This window comes from Novosphingobium sp. Chol11, assembly GCF_945870625.1.
Lineage (GTDB): Bacteria > Pseudomonadota > Alphaproteobacteria > Sphingomonadales > Sphingomonadaceae > Novosphingobium.
In genome coordinates, this window is the sequence record NZ_CAMBTS010000015.1 from 1 (window position 1) to 17,354 (window position 17,354).

At 66.0% G+C, this 17,354-nt stretch carries 15 protein-coding genes and 2 pseudogenes; 4 read left to right on the plus strand and 13 right to left on the minus strand.

Features of this window, described 5'->3' with window-relative positions; translation table 11 throughout:
* The 4 genes from Q0O40_RS04500 to Q0O40_RS04515 all read right to left on the minus strand — a co-directional run.
* Window positions 1-1,298: dihydropteroate synthase (locus Q0O40_RS04500; RefSeq protein WP_295526741.1), on the minus strand; the 1,298-nt coding region annotated here is incomplete at its 3' end.
* A gap of 115 nt (window positions 1,299-1,413) precedes the next feature.
* The gene (locus Q0O40_RS04505; RefSeq protein WP_295526742.1) at window positions 1,414-2,472 is read right to left on the minus strand and encodes a homocysteine S-methyltransferase family protein; all 1,059 of its coding nucleotides are present in this window, start codon (window positions 2,470-2,472) and stop codon (window positions 1,414-1,416) included.
* On the minus strand, window positions 2,472-3,413 hold the full coding sequence (gene metF, locus Q0O40_RS04510) for a methylenetetrahydrofolate reductase [NAD(P)H] (RefSeq protein WP_295526743.1): 942 nt from the start codon (window positions 3,411-3,413) through the stop codon (window positions 2,472-2,474). The genes Q0O40_RS04505 and metF overlap by 1 nt, the downstream gene beginning before the upstream one ends.
* Window positions 3,410-4,396, minus strand: a complete 987-nt coding sequence (locus Q0O40_RS04515; RefSeq protein ID WP_295526744.1) for a metalloregulator ArsR/SmtB family transcription factor — start codon at window positions 4,394-4,396, stop codon at window positions 3,410-3,412. Before Q0O40_RS04515 ends, metF begins: the two co-directional genes overlap by 4 nt.
* A gap of 187 nt (window positions 4,397-4,583) precedes the next feature.
* Here Q0O40_RS04515 and Q0O40_RS04520 point away from each other — a divergent pair, with 187 nt between their 5' ends.
* Both Q0O40_RS04520 and Q0O40_RS04525 read left to right on the plus strand, forming a co-directional pair.
* The gene (locus tag Q0O40_RS04520) at window positions 4,584-4,886 is read left to right on the plus strand and encodes a hypothetical protein (RefSeq protein WP_295526746.1); all 303 of its coding nucleotides are present in this window, start codon (window positions 4,584-4,586) and stop codon (window positions 4,884-4,886) included.
* A complete protein-coding gene (locus tag Q0O40_RS04525; protein WP_295526748.1) occupies window positions 4,883-5,131 on the plus strand; it encodes a hypothetical protein in 249 nt (82 codons plus the stop codon). Before Q0O40_RS04520 ends, Q0O40_RS04525 begins: the two co-directional genes overlap by 4 nt.
* 2 nt (window positions 5,132-5,133) lie before the next feature.
* Here Q0O40_RS04525 and arfB read toward each other — a convergent pair whose 3' ends face one another.
* The 5 genes and pseudogenes from arfB to pabB form a co-directional block, all read right to left on the minus strand.
* Window positions 5,134-5,553 carry an alternative ribosome rescue aminoacyl-tRNA hydrolase ArfB gene (arfB, locus tag Q0O40_RS04530; RefSeq protein ID WP_295526751.1) on the minus strand — a complete coding sequence of 140 codons (420 nt, stop codon included), beginning with the start codon at window positions 5,551-5,553 and terminating at the stop codon, window positions 5,134-5,136.
* Window positions 5,550-5,594: pseudogene (locus Q0O40_RS15845) on the minus strand (hypothetical protein); the annotation flags it as partial. The pseudogene Q0O40_RS15845 and the gene arfB, both read right to left, overlap by 4 nt.
* A 254-nt stretch (window positions 5,595-5,848) precedes the next feature.
* A pseudogene (locus tag Q0O40_RS15850) lies at window positions 5,849-6,316 on the minus strand (RluA family pseudouridine synthase); the annotation flags it as partial.
* Window positions 6,313-7,482, minus strand: a complete 1,170-nt coding sequence (locus tag Q0O40_RS04540) for a pyridoxal phosphate-dependent aminotransferase (RefSeq protein WP_295526756.1) — start codon at window positions 7,480-7,482, stop codon at window positions 6,313-6,315. The pseudogene Q0O40_RS15850 and the gene Q0O40_RS04540, both read right to left, overlap by 4 nt.
* On the minus strand, window positions 7,479-9,329 hold the full coding sequence (gene pabB / locus Q0O40_RS04545) for an aminodeoxychorismate synthase component I (RefSeq protein WP_295526759.1): 1,851 nt from the start codon (window positions 9,327-9,329) through the stop codon (window positions 7,479-7,481). The genes Q0O40_RS04540 and pabB overlap by 4 nt, the downstream gene beginning before the upstream one ends.
* Before the next feature lie 122 nt (window positions 9,330-9,451).
* Between pabB and Q0O40_RS04550 the strand changes: the two genes are divergently transcribed.
* Window positions 9,452-11,026 carry a helicase HerA-like domain-containing protein gene (locus Q0O40_RS04550; protein WP_295526817.1) on the plus strand — a complete coding sequence of 525 codons (1,575 nt, stop codon included), beginning with the start codon at window positions 9,452-9,454 and terminating at the stop codon, window positions 11,024-11,026.
* Window positions 11,027-11,097: 71 nt separating this feature from the next.
* Window positions 11,098-13,755, plus strand: a complete 2,658-nt coding sequence (locus Q0O40_RS04555; protein ID WP_295526761.1) for a M1 family metallopeptidase — start codon at window positions 11,098-11,100, stop codon at window positions 13,753-13,755.
* 43 nt (window positions 13,756-13,798) lie between these two features.
* Here Q0O40_RS04555 and Q0O40_RS04560 read toward each other — a convergent pair whose 3' ends face one another.
* The 4 genes from Q0O40_RS04560 to Q0O40_RS04575 all read right to left on the minus strand — a co-directional run bounded on the left by Q0O40_RS04560 (window position 13,799) and on the right by Q0O40_RS04575 (window position 17,351).
* On the minus strand, window positions 13,799-15,235 hold the full coding sequence (locus Q0O40_RS04560; RefSeq protein ID WP_295526763.1) for an ATP-binding protein: 1,437 nt from the start codon (window positions 15,233-15,235) through the stop codon (window positions 13,799-13,801).
* Window positions 15,228-15,962: a response regulator gene (locus tag Q0O40_RS04565; protein WP_295526766.1), complete on the minus strand. Its 735-nt coding sequence runs from the start codon at window positions 15,960-15,962 to the stop codon at window positions 15,228-15,230. The genes Q0O40_RS04560 and Q0O40_RS04565 overlap by 8 nt, the downstream gene beginning before the upstream one ends.
* A gap of 32 nt (window positions 15,963-15,994) precedes the next feature.
* Window positions 15,995-16,660, minus strand: a complete 666-nt coding sequence (locus tag Q0O40_RS04570) for a calcium-binding protein (RefSeq protein ID WP_295526768.1) — start codon at window positions 16,658-16,660, stop codon at window positions 15,995-15,997.
* 316 nt (window positions 16,661-16,976) lie between these two features.
* A complete protein-coding gene (locus Q0O40_RS04575; RefSeq protein ID WP_295526771.1) occupies window positions 16,977-17,351 on the minus strand; it encodes a VOC family protein in 375 nt (124 codons plus the stop codon).
* Between the last annotated feature and the right edge of the window lie 3 nt (window positions 17,352-17,354).

The following is a 17,354-nucleotide window of genomic DNA, read 5'->3' on the forward strand; positions in this document are numbered from 1 at the left end:
ACGATGTTCTTGCCGATATCGTGCACATCGCCCTTCACCGTGGCCATGATGATCCGGCCCTTCGGCCGCGCGCCCGCCTGCTTTTCCGCCTCGATATAGGGGATGAGGTGCGCCACCGCCTTTTTCATCACGCGCGCGGATTTGACCACTTGCGGCAGGAACATCTTGCCCGAACCGAACAGGTCGCCAACGGTGTTCATGCCCTGCATCAGCGGGCCTTCGATCACCTCGATCGGGCGGCCGCCGCGCGCGAAGATTTCGGCGCGGGCTTCCTCGGTATCCTCGACCACATACATGTCGATGCCCTTGACGAGGGCATGCTCAAGACGGCGCACCACATCCCAGCCGCGCCATTCCTCCGCCGCCTTTTCCGCCGCGACATCCTTGCCCTTGTAGCTTTCCGCCAAGGTGATCAGGCGTTCGGTGGCAGTCTGCCCCGAATTGTCGTTTGCGGGCACGCGGTTGAGCACCACATCCTCGCAGGCCTCGCGCAGCACCGGATCGATCTGGTCGTAGATATCGAGCTGCCCCGCATTGACGATGGCCATGTCCATCCCCGCCGGAATCGCGTGATAGAGGAACACCGAATGCATCGCGCGGCGCACGATCTCGTTGCCGCGAAAGCTGAACGAGAGGTTAGAAAGCCCGCCCGAGATATGGACATGCGGGCAGCGCGCACGGATTTCGGCGGTCGCCTCGATGAAATCGAGCGCATAGCGATCATGCTCCTCGATGCCGGTGGCGACCGCGAACACGTTGGGATCGAAGATGATGTCTTCGGGCAGAAAGCCGATGCCGGTGAGCAGATCATAGGCACGCGCGCAGATTTCGACCTTGCGCTCCTTGGTATCGGCCTGGCCCTTTTCGTCGAAGGCCATGACCACCACCGCCGCGCCATAATCCATGCATTTGCGCGCGGCGCTCAGGAACGCGTCCTCGCCTTCCTTCATCGAGATCGAATTGACGATGGGCTTGCCCGAAACGCATTTCAGGCCGGCTTCGATCACATCCCACTTCGAGCTGTCGATCATCACCGGCACGCGCGCGATGTCGGGCTCGGCGGCGATCAACTTGAGGAATGTGGTCATGGCGTGGACCGCATCGAGCAGCCCCTCGTCCATGTTCACGTCGATCACCTGCGCGCCGTTTTCCACCTGCTGGCGCGCCACTTCGACCGCCTTGGCGTAGTCGTCCGCCATGATCAGCTTCTTGAAGGCGGCCGAGCCGGTGACATTGGTGCGCTCGCCAACATTGACAAAGCTGGAACCGGAAGCGCGGGGGGCAGTCTGCGTTGTCATCTTCTACTCCCCCCTCCCGCTTGCGGGAGGGGTCGGGGGTGGGTTTCTTGCATTCGAGAGGGGGCGTTTGACCCGCCCACCCCTAACCCCTCCCGCAAGCGGAAGGGGGACTTGATCAGCTTGCCATCAAAAACGGTTCGAGCCCTGCCAGCGCGGTCACCACCGGGGGCTTCGGCATCACGCGTGGCGGCAGGGCCGCTACGGATTTGGCGATCGCGGCGATATGCGCGGGCGTCGATCCGCAGCAGCCGCCCAGAATATTGACCTGGCCGTGCTCGGCCCATTCGTGGACAAGGCCCGCCGTCGTCTCGGGCATTTCGTCATATTCGCCCAGTTCATTGGGCAGGCCCGCGTTCGGGTACACCATGATCAAGGTCTCGGCGATGGCCGAGAGCGAGCGCACATGCGGGCGCAACTGGGTCGCGCCGAACGAGCAATTGAGCCCGATGGTCAGCGGCCGGGCATGGCGCACGGCACACCAGAACGCCTCGACTGTGTGGCCCGAGAGGTTGCGGCCCGAGAGATCGGTGAGCGTCATCGAGAGCATGATCGGCACTTCGCGGCCCAACTGCTGCTCCAGCTGCCGCACCGCCATGATCCCGGCTTTGGCGTTCAAGGTATCGAACACCGTTTCGATCAGGATGAAATCCGCGCCGCCTTCGACCAAGGCTTCAGCCTGCTCGCGGTAGACCTCGACGAGGAAATCCCAGTCGATCTCGCGAAAGCCCGGATCGTTGACATCGGGCGAGAGCGACAGCGTCTTGTTGGTCGGCCCGATTGCGCCGGCAACAAACCGGGCGCGGCCGTCTTTAGCCTCGTACTCATCGGCAATGCGGCGGGCGAGCCGCGCGCTTTCGAGGTTGATCTCGCGCACCAGATGTTCGGCGGCATAATCGGCTTGGCTGATGCGGTTGGCTGAGAAGGTGTTGGTTTCGGCGATGTCCGCTCCGGCCTCGAAATAGGCGCGGTGGATCGATTCGGGAACTTCGGGCCGCGACAGCGCGAGGATGTCGTTGTTGCCCTTCTGGTCCTTGGCCAGCCCGAGCGACCCGGCATAGTCGGCCTCGGAGAGTTTCCAGTTCTGGATCTCGGTGCCAAACGCGCCGTCGGTGATGAGAATGCGCTGCGCTGCGGCTTCGAGCAGCGCGGCGCGTGCGGGAGAGGGCGTGATCATCAGGCGGCCTTTTCAAGCGGGGCTGGCTTGGGCCGCAGCCCGAGCAGGTGGCAGATCGCGTAGGAGAGCTCTGCGCGATTAAGCGTGTAGAAGTGGAAATCGCGCACGCCGCCCGCATAGAGCCGCCGCGCAAACTCGGCGGCAATCGTGGCGGCGACCAGTTGGCGCGAGGCGGGATGCGAATCGAGCCCTTCGAACAGGCCGTCCATCCACGCCGGGATCGCTGCCCCGCAAGCAGCGGCAAACTTGCGCGTCTGCGCCACATTGGACACTGGCAAGATGCCCGGCAGCACCGGCGCGGTGATGCCCGCTGCCGCCAGCTTGTCGCGAAAACGGAAGAAGGTCTCGGGCTGGAAGAAGAACTGGCTGATCGCGCGGCTGGCCCCGGCATCGAGCTTGCGCTTCAAATTGTCGATATCGACTTCGGGGCTCGCCGCATCGGGATGCGTTTCGGGATAGGCGGATACCGAAATCTCGAACGGCGCTATTTCTTTGAGGCCCGCGACAAGGTCCGCCGCGCTGGCATAGCCATCGGGATGCGGCTGGAACGGCACGCCCGGTGCGCCCATATCGCCGCGCAGCGCCACGACATGGCGCACGCCCGCTTCCCAATAGCTTTCTGCGACTTCGCGGATTTCGGCCTTGCTCGCATCGACACAAGTGAGGTGCGCTGCGGCTGGCAGCTTGGCTTCGCGAACGATCCGCGCCACGGTGCCATGCGTGCGGTCGCGGGTCGATCCGCCCGCGCCATACGTCACCGAGACGAAGCTGGGGTTCAGCGGGCCCAAGGTGGTGACGACATCCCACAATTGCGCCATCAGCGCTTCGGTCTTGGGCGGAAAGAATTCGAACGACACCCGGATGTCGCCCGGCAGCGCCGCAAACAGAGGTGTATCAAGCGCGGTGCGCGCTTCGTGCAGCTGGTCGTAAGATGTCATCATTGGATCGATGCTCCATGCTCGCGCACCCCGGTCCACAGCTTGACGATCAGCTGGTGGCCCGCAAGCGCGCGGTCGGCGGCGAGGCGGAATCCCGCCGCGCCAAACATATCGGCCACTTGCTCGTCGGAAAAACCGAGGCGGGCATGGGCATGGCTGGCGCGCAATTCCTCGCGGTCGTGCGCGGCAAAATCGACCACTGCGATCCGCCCGCCCGGCGCGGTGACGCGCGCGGCCTCGGCCAGCATGGTTTCGGGCGCGAGCGCATAATGCATCACCTGATGAAACAGCACTGTGTCGAAACTCGACTCGGCAAATGGCAACTTTGCAAAATCGCCCTGTACCAGCGTGACGTGGCCTGCGGGCAAATGCTGCAGCCGGGTGCGCGCCAGCCGCAGCATGTCGGGGCTTTTATCGAGCGCGGTGACATGGCTGGATGACGGCGCAAACAGTTCGGCCATGCGCCCGGTGCCGGTGCCGACATCGAGCAGGCGGCCCAGCCCGGCCCTTCCCCTGTCCATTGCTCGTTCCGCCAGCATTTCGGCGAGCGCTTCCTCGACCGGGCCATCGGCGATATGCATGCTGCGCAAGCTGTCCCACTCATCGGCATGCCGCGCGAAGTACTCCGCCGCGCTGGCATCGCGCGCGGTGCGGATGGCATCGAGATGCTGGCGATCTTGCGCGCATTGCTGGCCGAACGCGGGATCGGCGCCTTCGGCTTGGCCCAGCAGGTTGGCCAATGCGGGTAGCACACCAGCCCCGCGGGCCTCGCCCAGCGCCGCGCGCAGGAACACCCAGCCGCCTTCGCGGCGGCGCTCGGCGAGCCCGGCATCGCAGAGGATTTTGACATGACGCGAGACGCGCGGCTGGCTTTGGTCGAGCACTTGCGCCAGTTCGCCGACCGCAAGCTCCATGCTGGCGAGCAGCCGCATGATCCGCAGGCGGGTGGGATCGGCAAGGGCGCGAAGGGAATCGAGCACGAACATCGCAGCCTCATATAAAGATTTCTTTATATGGCACAAGGCTTACCGCGCGATGATCACCGCCTTGCTTTCGTTCGCATTGGCGTCATCGGGGCCAGCCAGGCATTTGCCATGCCCGAAACGGCAGGGTAAAGCGCAAGCCACACCAGCGTGCATCGTGCCGCCGTTAACTTGCAAGAAGGACGTATCGATGAAGATCGCACATTCGCCGCTCACTGCCGCCCTGCTGGCCTCCGCCGCTTTGCTGGCGCTTGCCGGGTGCGGCAAATCGGATGACGCCTCGCAGAGCGCCACGCCCGACAATGTCGAGATGCCCGCTGCCGAACTGCCTGCGGCCGAGCCTTCGACCGAAGCACCGCCGCTGGCACCAGCTGCTGATGCGTCACAGGCTGCCATGTCGGCCGAAGATGCCGCAAAGAGCGATGCGGACAGCGCGGTTTCCGCCGCCGAAGCGGCCAAGGCCGCCGCGGCTGAGGCTGACAAACCGCAATGATCAGGCGCGACGGGAGGGCATGGCCTGCCGCCTGCGCTCCTGCTCTGGCGCTGGCGGTGCTGCTCGGCGCTTGCCAGAAAGACACCGATCCGGGGCCGGGCGGGGTGACGGTGGGCGAGGCTCGCGCGCTCGATGAAGCCGCCGAAATGCTCGAAAAGCGCCCGGCCCCGCCGCAGGTGGATGCGTCTGGCGCGGTAGATAGTGCTGCGGATGGTGCGGCGAATGCCGCCCCTCCGGCGCGGTAGGGTCAATCCAGCGAGACCCGCCCGCGCCCGGCTTTGATCGCGCCGCGCTTTTTCTTGCCTTCCAGCCGCTCGGCCTTGCCCACGCGGTTGAGCCGGGTTCGCGCGCGCTTGTTGGGCAATGTCGCCGCCTCGCGCAGCAGCTCGATCAGCCGTTTGCGCCCATCCTCGCGGTTCTGCTCCAGCGTGCGATAGGTCCGCGCGGTCAGCACGATCTCGCCGCGCGCGGTCATCTTGCTTCCGGCGAGCGTTTTCAACCGCTGAAACACTTCGGGCGACAAGCGCAGCGCGAACACATCGAGCCGGATCTGCACGGCGGTTGCCACTTTATTGACATTCTGCCCGCCCGGCCCCGCCGAGGCGATGAAGCTCTCTTCGACCAGATCGAGTGCGCGCTCGGCAATCTGGTCGGAAGTATCAGTCATCGTGATAGCTGGCATCGTGATAGCTGGCATCGTGATAGCTGGCATCGTGATAGCTGGGCCCGGGTGCATCGGGCTGTGCCGGAGAGCGGTCATATTCAGGCGCGCTGAAGCCCAGCACGGTGAAATCCATCGGCAGCGGCGCGCGGGCGGCGATGGGTGGTTTGCCCTCGCGCTGGATGGTGATCGCCGCGGCATGGAGCATGGTGCGCAAAGGGCCGCGCCCCGGCCCGCTACCTGAACCATAGATCGGATCGCACAGCAGCGGCGATCCAAGGCCGGCCAGCGCATGCACGCGGATCTGGTGCGTGCGGCCCGTTTCCGGGCGAAACTCGACCAAGGTCCGCTCCGGCTGGCGATCGAGCACGCGCCAGTGCGTCACCGCCGGTTTGCCCTTCTTCGCCGGGATCATCCGCCAGCCCTTTTCGGCGCTGCTGATCTTGGCAAGCGACAGCTCGATCGTTCCTGCCTCGCCCGCGACCGGGCCCGCGACGATGCCGAGATAGACTTTTTCGACCAGCCGCGCCTCGAACGCCGCCGAAAAGCGCTTCAGCGCCTTGGGATTGCGCGCCAGCAGCAGGCAGCCCGAAGTATCCTGATCGAGCCGGTGCACCGGCGCGGGCGGGCGCTGAAAGCCGAAGCGCAAGGCGTCGAGATAGTCTTCAAGCGCAGCGCCGCCGGCGCGCGGCCGGTCGAGCGGCAATCCGGCCGGCTTGTCGATGACGAGCGCTTCGCCGTCTTCGAACAGAATCGAGAAATCGATCACACGACCGCCTTTGCAATGCGCCGCAGCGCTTCATCGAGAATAGCTTCGTCTGCCGCAAAACTGATGCGAAACCCGTCCCGTCCGCCGAACGCCGAGGCCGCCACCACCGCCACCCCGTGTTCCAGCAGATGCAGCGCCAGCGCCTCATCATCGCCGAAACGCGCCATCAGCGGCGCGGCATCGATCATGCAGTAAAACGCGCCATCGGGCACCGGCGCAGAGAGGCCGGGGATCGCCTCGATCGCGGAGAGCACCCTATCACGCCGCGCGCGAAAACGCTCGCACCATTCCTTCAGGAACTCTTGAGGGCCGGTGAACGCCGCCACCGCCGCTGCCTGGCTGATCGAACAGGGATTGCCCGAGGCATGCGACTGGAGCTTGCCCATCGCCGCCACCAGCCACGCGGGGCCAGCCGATACGCCGATGCGAAAGCCGGTCATCGCGTGGCTTTTGGATACGCCCGAGACGGTCAGCGTGCGGTCCGCCAGATCGGGACAGACCGCCGCGAGGCTGGCATGCGCGCCTGCGGTGTAGCGCAGCGGCGCATAGATATCGTCGCTGAGCACCATGACTTGCGGATGGCGGCGCAGCACTTCGCCAAGCGCGGCCAGTTCGTGCGCCGGATACGTAGCGCCGGTGGGATTGCCGGGGCTGTTGAGCAGCAGCCAGCGCGTGCGCGGCGTGATCGCGGCTTCGAGCTGCCCCGCGCCGATGCGAAAGCCGGTCGCCGCGCTGGTCGGCAAATCGATGACTTCGCCGCCCGCATAGCGCACGATTTGCGGATAGCTGACCCACCACGGCGAGGGGATCAGCACTTCATCGCCCGGATCGAGCGTCGCCGCCAGCGCGAGGAAGATCGCCTGCTTGCCGCCCGCGCTCACGATGATCTGCTCGGGCGCAACCACGATGCCCAGATCACGCGCGAAATGGAGCGCCGCCGCTGCGCGCAGCGCCGCTGTGCCCATCACGGCGGTATACTTGGTGTCGCCTGCATCGAGCGCCGCCTTGGCCGCCGCGACGACATGTGGCGGGGTCGGGAAATCAGGTTCGCCCACCGAGAGCGAGATCACATCGCGCCCCGCCGCGCGCAATTCAAACGCCCGGTCGGTCATCGCGGTAGTGCGCGAGGCGGCGATGCGCTGGAGCGCCTGGCTGAGCTGGTTCATGCTGCGCCGCCAAGCAGGCACGCGGGCGTCAGCCCGCGCAGGGCATTGCCGATCAGGAAACCATGCTCAAGATCGCCGAGGGTCAGCGCGCCTTCGATGGCCCGCCCGCTCTCGATCAGGCTGCGCCGCAGCACGCCGGGGAGCAGGCCGATCTCTGCGGGCGGGGTGATCAGCAAGCCATCGCGCTCGACAAACAGGTTGGTAAAGCTGCCTTCGGTGAGGCCGCCATCATCGCCGATGAACAGCGCTTCGTGCGCCCCGGCGGCGCGCGCGGTGCGCAGCGCATCATCATAGAAATGACGGTCGCTGGTCTTGTGCCGAAGGCGCCAGTCGCCCGGCGCAACTGGCAGGGGCAGCACCGCGCAGAGCGCCGGGCCTTCCCTTCCGCCGGCCAAAGCCCCGGGATGCGGCGCCGCCTCCAGCGCATGCGCGCCGCTGCGCGAGACTACCAAGCGCACTTTGGCAGGCGCGGTGAGATCAAAGCACAGCGCATGGATGGCATTGCGCAAGGCATGACGATCCACGGCAAAGCCCAGCACCTCACCGCTGGCTTTCAACCGTTCGAGGTGCAGCTCCAGCAGCGCAATGCCGACGGCAGGATCAAACGCCATCGTTTCGATCAGATCGGCACTGCCTGCGCTCAATCGCAAGAAATTCCCTTTCACCAGGCATTCACGCCATTCGCCGAGCAGCGCCGAATCGGCCACGACCGCCGATCCCACGCCCATGCTCGCGCGCCCGGATCCGGCACCGGGGAAATCCGGCGTCAACCGCAGGGTGCGGATTGCCACATTGAATGCCGCGCTACCAGCCTTGGAAGCAGGTGGATCTTCAAGGGGCGGGCTATCGATCCAACCGATCGCGCCGCAATAAGCCCCGCGCGCATCGCGCTCGAACGTGTCGATCAATTCCATCGCCCGGATTTTGGGCGCGCCGGTGATCGAGCCGCATGGGAAGATCGCGCGCAGGAGCCCGCGCACATCCTGGTCGTCCTGCAGCTGCGCCCGCACCGTGGTGACCATCTGGTGCAAGGTGGGATAGCTCTCCACCGCAAACGGCGTTTCGACAGCCACGCTGCCGGCCTGCGCCACACGCGCCAGATCGTTGCGCATCAGATCGACGATCATCAGGTTTTCGGCGCGGTCCTTGGCGCTGCTCACCAGCGCGGCCTTGAAGCGCGCGTCTTCCTGCGCCGTGCGCCCGCGCGGCGCGGTGCCCTTCATCGGGCGCACGGTGGCCGCGCCGTCCGCCAGCTCGAAAAACAATTCGGGCGAAACCGACAGATGCCAATGCGATCCATCCCAGATCACGCCGCCATATCCGCCGCGCGCGTCGCCGCGCAGCTGGCGATAGATCGCCAGCGGATCGCCCGCCCACGATCCGCCGAGCGGGAAGGTGAGATTGGCCTGATAGATATCGCCCGCATGGATCGCCGCCTGCATCGCCGCGAATGCCGCGCCATAGCCGCCGATCGACACTTGCGGATCGAGCGGGCCGAGCCGCCCGGTTTGCGTCTCCTGCGCTGCGATCTCGGCATCGAGCCAGCGGGCGGCCGCGTCTGCATCGAGCAAGGTCAGCGTGTCAAACCGCGCAAACCACACCAGCGGCCCCGCCGCGCCTGTCCGCGCGGGCAGACGCTCCGCCAGCTTCGGCTCGAGCGCCAGCCCCGCTTCATAAGCGATCATGCCAGCCCAATGGCCGGGCGCTGCGCCGATTGTGGCCAGTGCGTCCGGCACTTCGTCGGCCCGGCGCGCGACCACGATCTCGCACGGCGCCGTATACAGCCGCGCAGGGCCAAAGCCGCTGGTGCGGGCATCGTCGAGCAGGATGAACGGAGTGCGGGCCATGGCTGTACAGGGTTCTCTAGCCGCGCGCCGGTCCATATGCAAAAATCGCTTTCCACTGGCCCCGCCGCCCCGCCATAAAGGCCGGGGGCATGCGCAAGGCAGCGCAGGCGAAAGGCATCGACATGGACGACATCTACATTGGCCTTGGCGCGAACGGTGAACGGCAGGTGCTGCGGTTGGACCGCGCGAACCGGCACGGATTGGTCGCAGGCGCAACCGGCACCGGCAAGACAGTGACCCTTCAGGGCATGGCCGAGCAGTTTTCAGCGCGCGGCGTGCCGGTGTTCATGGCCGATGTGAAAGGCGATCTGGCCGGGATCGCGATGCCCGGCAGCCCCACTTTCAAGCATGCCGCCTCGATCGAGAGCCGCGCCAAGGCTCTGGGCATCGAGCCATTTGCCTATGCCGACAATCCAGCGGTGTTCTGGGATCTCTATGGCGAGGCGGGCCATCCCATCCGCACCACCATTTCGGAAATGGGGCCGCTGCTGCTGGCGCGTCTGCTCGGCCTCAACGATACGCAGGAAGGCGTGCTCAATATCGCCTTCCGCTATGCCGACGATCAAGGCCTGCTGCTGCTCGATCTGCCCGATCTGCAATCCACCCTGATGGCCTGCGCCGAGAAAGCCAGCGAACTGGCGGGTAAATATGGCAATATCTCCAAGGCCAGCGTCGGCACGATCCAGCGCCAGTTGCTCGCCTTCGAAAGCCAGGGCGCGGACCGGTTTTTTGGCGAACCCGCGTTCGAGATCAACGATTTCATGAAAGTGGATGATCAGGGGCGCGGCATGGTCAATGTGCTGGCCGCTGCCAAGCTGATGCAGAGCCCCAAGCTTTACGCCACTTTCCTGCTCTGGCTGCTGAGCGAACTGTTTGAAGCACTGCCCGAAGTGGGCGACGCCGATAAACCCAAGCTGGTGTTCTTTTTCGACGAGGCCCACTTGCTGTTCGACGAGGCGCCGCCCGCGCTGTTCGACAAAGTCGAGCAAGTCGTGCGCCTGATCCGCTCGAAAGGCGTGGGGGTCTATTTCATCTCGCAGAACCCGATCGATATCCCCGAAAAGATCGCCGGGCAGCTCGGCAACCGGGTGCAGCATGCGCTGCGCGCCTTCACCCCGCGCGATCAGAAGGCGATCCGCGCCGCCGCCGATACGTTTCGCATCAATCCCGATCTCGATGTCGAGCGGGTGATCACCGAGCTCAAGGTGGGCGAAGCGCTGGTTTCGACGCTCGATGCGGACGGCGCGCCGGGGATCGTGCAGCGCACGATGATCGCGCCGCCGCGCTCGCGGCTGGGGCCGCTGGAGCCCAAGGAACGCGCGATCATCCAGTCGATCAGCCCGTTCGAGGGGAAGTACGAAACCGCAGTGAACCGCGAGTCAGCGTCCGAAGTGCTGGCGCAGAAGGCAGCCGATGCCGCCGCCGCCGCGCAGCAGGTCGAGACCGAGGGGGAGGATGCGCAGCGCGCCGCGCCGCGCCAGTCGCCCACGCTGTGGGACAAGGCGGGCAGGGCGGCGATGGGCGCGGTCGCTGCTTCGGCAGGCGCGGTGATCGCGGCGCAGATGTCGGGCAAGAAATCGCGTTCCTCGCCGGTTAGCTCGGGGCTCAGCGCGGTGGTCGGCACGGTTGCCACCCAGCTTGGTGGCGCGGCTTTCGGCCGGTTTGCGCGCGGGCTGATGGGCGGATTGCTGCGCTGAGCGCACGCGCCATTGCAGCCGACCCAAAAGCGCGGCAAACGGGCCGTAACCCGTTCGATGGAAAGTGATGTATGCGTTCGATCCTTCTTGCTGCAACCATTCTTGCCGGCACTTGCGGCGCGCTTCCGGCGCTCGCCCAGCAAGCCGCACCCGTCATCCCCGCCGAGGCCGGGGCGATGCCTGAGGGCAAGCTCGATGGTTCGGTCGTCCCGGGTGCCTATCGGCTCGACCTGACCGTCGATCCGGCCAAGGAGCGGTTTTCGGGCCATGCCGAGATCGACGCGACCATCCAGAAGGCCAGCCGCTTTGTGTGGATGCACGGGCGCGATCTGAAAGTTGGCGCGGTCACGGCCACGGCGGGCGGCAAAGTGGTGACCGGCACGTTTGCACAAACCGATCCGACGGGCGTCGCGCTGGTAACTTTTGCAGAAACCCTGCCCGCAGGCCCAGCAACGTTCGCGTTCGATTATGACGCTGCCTTCAACGATAGCCCGGCGGGCCTGTTCCGCGTCAAAGTGGGCGATGACTGGTACAGCTGGACGCAATTTGAATCGACCGATGCGCGCGCCGGCTTCCCCAGCTTCGACGAGCCCGGCTTCAAGACCCCGTGGAGCATTACCCTGCGCACGCCCGCAGGGCTGAAAGCGGTCAGCAACGCGCCCGAAACCGGCAACGAGACCAAGGACGGCATGACCGTCCATACGTTCGCGCCGACGCTGCCGCTGCCCAGCTACCTCGTGGCGATCATGGTCGGCCCGTTCGTTACCGCCGAGGGCACCGTGCCCGCCACCCCGCAGCGCAGCGCGCCGCTGCCGATCCGCATTGTCTCGACCAAGCAGAATGCGGCCAGCCTCGGCTTCGCGCTCGAAGGGACCAAAGGCATCGTCTCGGCGCTGGAGAGCTATTTCGGCCAGTCGTTCCCCTATCCCAAGCTCGACCAGATCACCTCGCCGATCATGCCCGGCGCGATGGAGAACGCAGGCGCCGATCTTTACGAAGATTCGCTGCTAATCCTCGACGACAAGGCCTCGACCGAACAGAAGCGACGCTTTGGCATGGTGGTCAGCCATGAGCTGGCGCACCAGTGGTTCGGCGATCTGGTCACTCCGGCATGGTGGGACGATATCTGGCTGAACGAGAGCTTTGCCAACTGGATGGGCTATCGCATCGGCAACGAATGGCGCCCCGATCTCAATATCGGCGCAGGCGCGCTGGCCGAAGGGTTTGCCGCGATGGGCACCGATGCGCTGCTGGCCGGCCGCCCGATCCACCAGCCGATCGCCAGGAATGCCCAGATCGACGCTGCGTTCGATTCGATCACCTATGGCAAGGGCGGCCATGTCGTCGCGATGATCGCGGCGTTCATGGGCGATACCAAGTTCCGCGATGGCGTGCGCGGCTACATGGCCAAGTACAAATATGGCAACGCCACCAGCGCGGACTTCTTCCGCGCGATGGCCGATGCCTCGGGCGATCCACGCATCCTGCCCGCGATGCAGAGCTTTACCGACCAGCAGGGCGTTCCGCTGGTCACATTTGCCCGCGCCGGGCTTGGCAAATGGACCGTCACGCAAAGCCGCTATGTGCGGCTGGGCACCCCGGCCGCGGCGACCCGATGGGGCATCCCCCTGTGCGTAAGGCAAGGCGGCGCGCGCGAGTGCACCCTGCTCACCGAGGCCACCATGCCGCTGACGGTGAAGGGCACCGGCCCGCTCATGCCCAATGCCGGCGGCACCGGGTACTACCGCTTCGAACTGCCGCCCAAGGATTGGGATGCGCTGATCGCCGCCACGCCGCAATTGCCGGGCGGCGAAGCGCTGGCCGTTTCCGACAGCCTCAGCGCCAGCTTCTATGCCGGCCGCGCCAGCGCCGCACAGATCATCGCCGGTGCCCGCGCGCTGGCCGCCAATCCCGATAGCTATGCCAATGGCGATGCCACCGGCGCGCTGCAAGCGATGGCGCGGCGCGGCGTGATCGGCGTGTCGGCCAAGCCCAAGCTCGAAGCGCTCGTCGACATCATCTATGCGCCGCGCCTCAAAGCGCTCGGGTTTGATCCGCGCGCCGGAGCCCACGCCGCAGACGATGCGGAAAAGCAGCAGAACCGCACCCAGCTGGTCGAATTGCTGGCCTCGGTCGCCAAGGACAAACCGCTGCGCGCGCAGCTTGCAGGCGCAGTCGATGCCTATCTGGCGGGCGATGCCAAGGCGCTCGATCCCGCTTTCTTCAGCCCGGCATTCGATGCCTGGCTGGCCGTGAAAAAGCTGGATGGGGCCAAGCTGCTGATCGACAAGGCGCTGGCCTCGGAAGATCCGGTGTTTCGCCCGACCGCGCTCGATGCTGCGGCCTCCAGCGGCGATCTGGCCACCGCGCAGTGGCTTTTGGAGACGCCCAGCGACAAACGGCTGCGCCCATCCGAATGGCAGGGATTTGTGCGCGCGGTGATGGTCAATGCCGATACCCGCGATTGGGGCTTCGCCTGGCTCAAGCAGCATCTGGATGACTTGCTCAGCGGCAACGGCGGCATCTTCTTCAGTTCGCGCCTGCCCACCATCCTGAGCACGTTCTGCTCGGTTGCCGTGGCAGACGATATCGAAAGGCTGCGCCCCAAGTTTGCCGCCAAGTCTGGCGCGCTCGAACTCGAACGGACCATCGAACGGGTGCGCTCGTGCGGCAGGCTGAAAGATGCGCGCGGCGCGGAACTGACCGCCGCGCTGCAGCGGTTGAAGTAACGAGTGGCTGCCCTCTCCCTTAAGGGGGAGAGGGCTTCGCAGCTCAATCCAGCGGCAGGCGGAGCGTGGCGGTGAGGCCCAGAACCTCGCCGTCTTGCCCTATACGGTTGGCCAGCAAGAGCGCGCCGCCGTGCTGATCGGCAATCGCGCGGGCGAGCGTGAGCCCCAGCCCGCTGCCGCCGGTCATGCTGTTGCGCGAAGCTTCCATGCGGGTGAACGGTTCCTGCATCCGCGCGATTTCGCCTTCGGGGATGCCGGGGCCATCGTCCTCGATCCGTAGCACCGCCTCGCGCGCTTCGCGCGCCAGCGAGACACGCGCACAGCCGCCATAGCGCACGCCGTTTGAAATCAGATTGCGGAGCGCGCGGCGCAGCCAGGTAGCGCGCAGCGCCATGACCATGCGCTCCGTCGAACCGAGCGTGACTGGCTCGCCCATGTCTTCGAACTCGCCCACCACATCGGCGACCAGCGCGGAAAGCTCCGTCTGTTCAAGCGGATCGGACGGGCGGCCGACCCGCGCGAGGCTGAGAATATCGTCGAGCGAATTGTTGATGTCGCTGATGCCCGCCGCCATGCGCGCGCGCTCGGTATCGTCTTCCACCGCCTCGATCCGCACGCGCAGCGCCGCCAGCGGGGTTTTGAGATCGTGCCCGATCGCGCCGAGCATCACATCCTTTTCATCGAGCAGCGCCGCCACGCGGCCTTCCATCGCATTATGCGCGACGATCAGCCGCTGGATATCCTCCGGGCCATCGGGCTCAAGCTGGCCGGCCACGCTGCGCGCGCGCGCAAACGTCTCGACCCGCGTGGTCAAGGCCCGCAAGGGGCGCGCCAGCCGCCGCAGGATCAGCGCCACCGCGCCGACCAGCACCGCGTAAATCAGGATCGTTTGCAGCAGTAGCGACAAAAGCACCTGCTGCTCTCCTTGCGGCACCAGCAGCCGCGCGGTGAGCCAGGTGCCATCATCGCGGCGCATCGCGGTAATGAGCAGATCGCGCGGGCCTCTGAATGGCGGCCGCCGGGCATCGAGACGCTTCGCCAGCAGCGTATCGCGGCGGGGATCGCGCTGCACCACGACCAGCCCGGCCAGTGGCACCGCTTGCGCTTCGAGCATGTCGCGCAATACGCCTTCCACATCGCGGCGGCGGATATCGCCGGGTTGATCGGGCGCGCTTGGCGCCACTTGCAGCCTCAGCCGGCGTGGCAGCACGCGATCTTCGGGCGGCGGGCGGCCGGGCCGAAAACCGCGCCGCCCGAAGCCGGGCTCTTCGAACGGCAGGCGCAATTGCCCGCCGAGCAGGCGAAAGGCGGCGGCATGGGCGATAGCGGCAATCTGGCGTTCGTGTTGCATCCGCCAGATCAGCGCCGCAGACAATCCTTGCGCGATGAGTAGCGCGATGGCGATGGCCAGCAGCATTTGGCCTTGCAGACTGCGCGGCCAGAACCGGGCAAAGCGCATCGGCAGCGCCAGTTTAGCCATGGGCGGGGATTTTACGCACATTGGCGGCGAGCATGTAGCCGCCGCCCCACACGGTCTGGATCAATTGCGGATTGCGGTTGTCGACCTCGATCTTGCGGCGCAGGCGGCTGATCTGGTTGTCCACCGCGCGGTCGAACAGATGCGCCTCGCGGCCCTGCACCAGATCGAGCAGACGGTCGCGGTCAAGCATCTGGCGCGGCCGTTCGAGCAGCGCGACGAGCAGGCGAAACTCTGCCGAGGAAATGGCGACCACCGCGCCTTCGGGATCGGTCAGCCGCCGCTTGAGCGGATCGAGCCGCCAACCATCGAACTCGTAAACCAGCGCGGCGGGCGCTTCGAGCGGGGGGCGGGCGGCCCGGCGCAGGACCACGCGGATGCGCGCCACCAGTTCGCGCGGATCGAACGGCTTGACCACATAATCATCCGCGCCGATTTCGAGCCCGACGATCCGGTCGGTGGCCTCGCCGCGCGCGGTGATGAAGATCACCGGCACCCCGCGCGTTTCGGCCAGATGGCGGCACAGCGACAAGCCATCTTCGCCCGGCATCATGATATCGAGCAGCACCACATCGAACGCGCCATCGCCGGCCAGCTTGGCGCGCGCTTCGGCGGCGCTGGCGGCCTGCTCCACGGCAAACCCCTGCCGGACGAGATAGTCCGACAGGGGTTCGCGCAAGGCGGGCTCATCATCGACCAGCAAGACGCGCGTCATGGAAGCATGGGTCATCAGCGCTGCTCTAGCCGATCAGGCACGGGGAATCACATCCCATTCGGCGGCGGCATGTCGCCCATCGCGCCGCCTGCGCGGCGCATTGCGACCATCGCGGCGCGGCGTTCTTCGGGCGAAATCTTGCCATCCTTGTTGGCATCGGCCTTGTCGAAGCGCGTCTTGAGCGCAGCATCGAATTCGGCACGGGCGATCTGGCCATCCTTGTTGGCATCGGCGGCTTTCATCATTTCATGGGCCATCATGGCCAATCCCGCATGCCCCATTCCGCGATGTCCTTGGCCGCCGCGCCCCATGCCGCGATGTCCCTTACCTTGTTGGGCCATCGGGCCATCCGGTTCCATCCCGGCCATGGGCGGCGGGCCGCCCATGCCTTCGCCCATCGGGCCGTGGCCGCGTTCCATCATCGCGCGGTGATGCGCGGTAAACTCCTCGCGGCCGATCTGGCCATCGTGGTTGACGTCGATTTCGTCAAATTTCTGGCCGAGCTTGGCTTCGCGGTCGGCCGGGCTGATCACACCGTCCTTGTTGACATCGAGCTTCGTCCACATCGCGTCGGACTTGGTCTTGATCTCTGCCCAGGTCATCTCCGCGTTCCTGCCCCCGCCGGGGGCGGCCAGTGCGGGCATCGCGGCATAGAGCGCGAAGGCGGATGTGGCGAGAATGGCGGCCGAAGCGGCGATGGTGAAAGGCTTCATGATGATTGGTTCCTCGGGGTTTGGTCAGGGCGAAAGGTGCAACGCGGGCTGATGGCAAAAGTGCCGCGCCGCAGCTTCCATGCGCCGCTTATGCACACAGGTTGTCGCGCAATTATGCCAAACCCGCAGCTTATCTGTCGCAGATTGTCTCGGACAGCGGCGCGCGGAGTGCATTGCGATCAGCGCGGGCGATGCTGCGTGCCCATCCCCGCCGTGATGAACAGCGCCTGCGCCCGAAATCAGATAGACGACCGCAGCGCCCCGGCGCCAAGCCCGAGATGGATCGGATGGGTAGCGAGGCGCGGCGCCACTGCTTCTAGCCCATCACGAACGCGTTGAGCTTGTTCCCGTCCAGATCGCGGAAATAAGCGGCGTAGAACCCGCCCTCCGCGCCGCGCGGCCCGGGAGGGCCTTCGCAAGTGCCGCCGTGCGCGAGCGCCGCTGCGTGGAGCCGATCGACCTGAGCGCGATCGGCAGCCTCCAGCGCGACCATTACACCATTGCCTGCGGTGGCGGGCTCGCCGTTGAAGGGGCGCATCAGGCATATTCCAGCCGCGCCGCCGGGCGTGCCCCAAGCAATCGCGCCATCCCATTCAGACATCCGCCCGGTGCCGAGTTCGGCCGCCATGGCATCATAAAACGGAGCGCCACGCGCCAGATCATTGGTGCCAAGTGTTACATAGCCGATCATTAC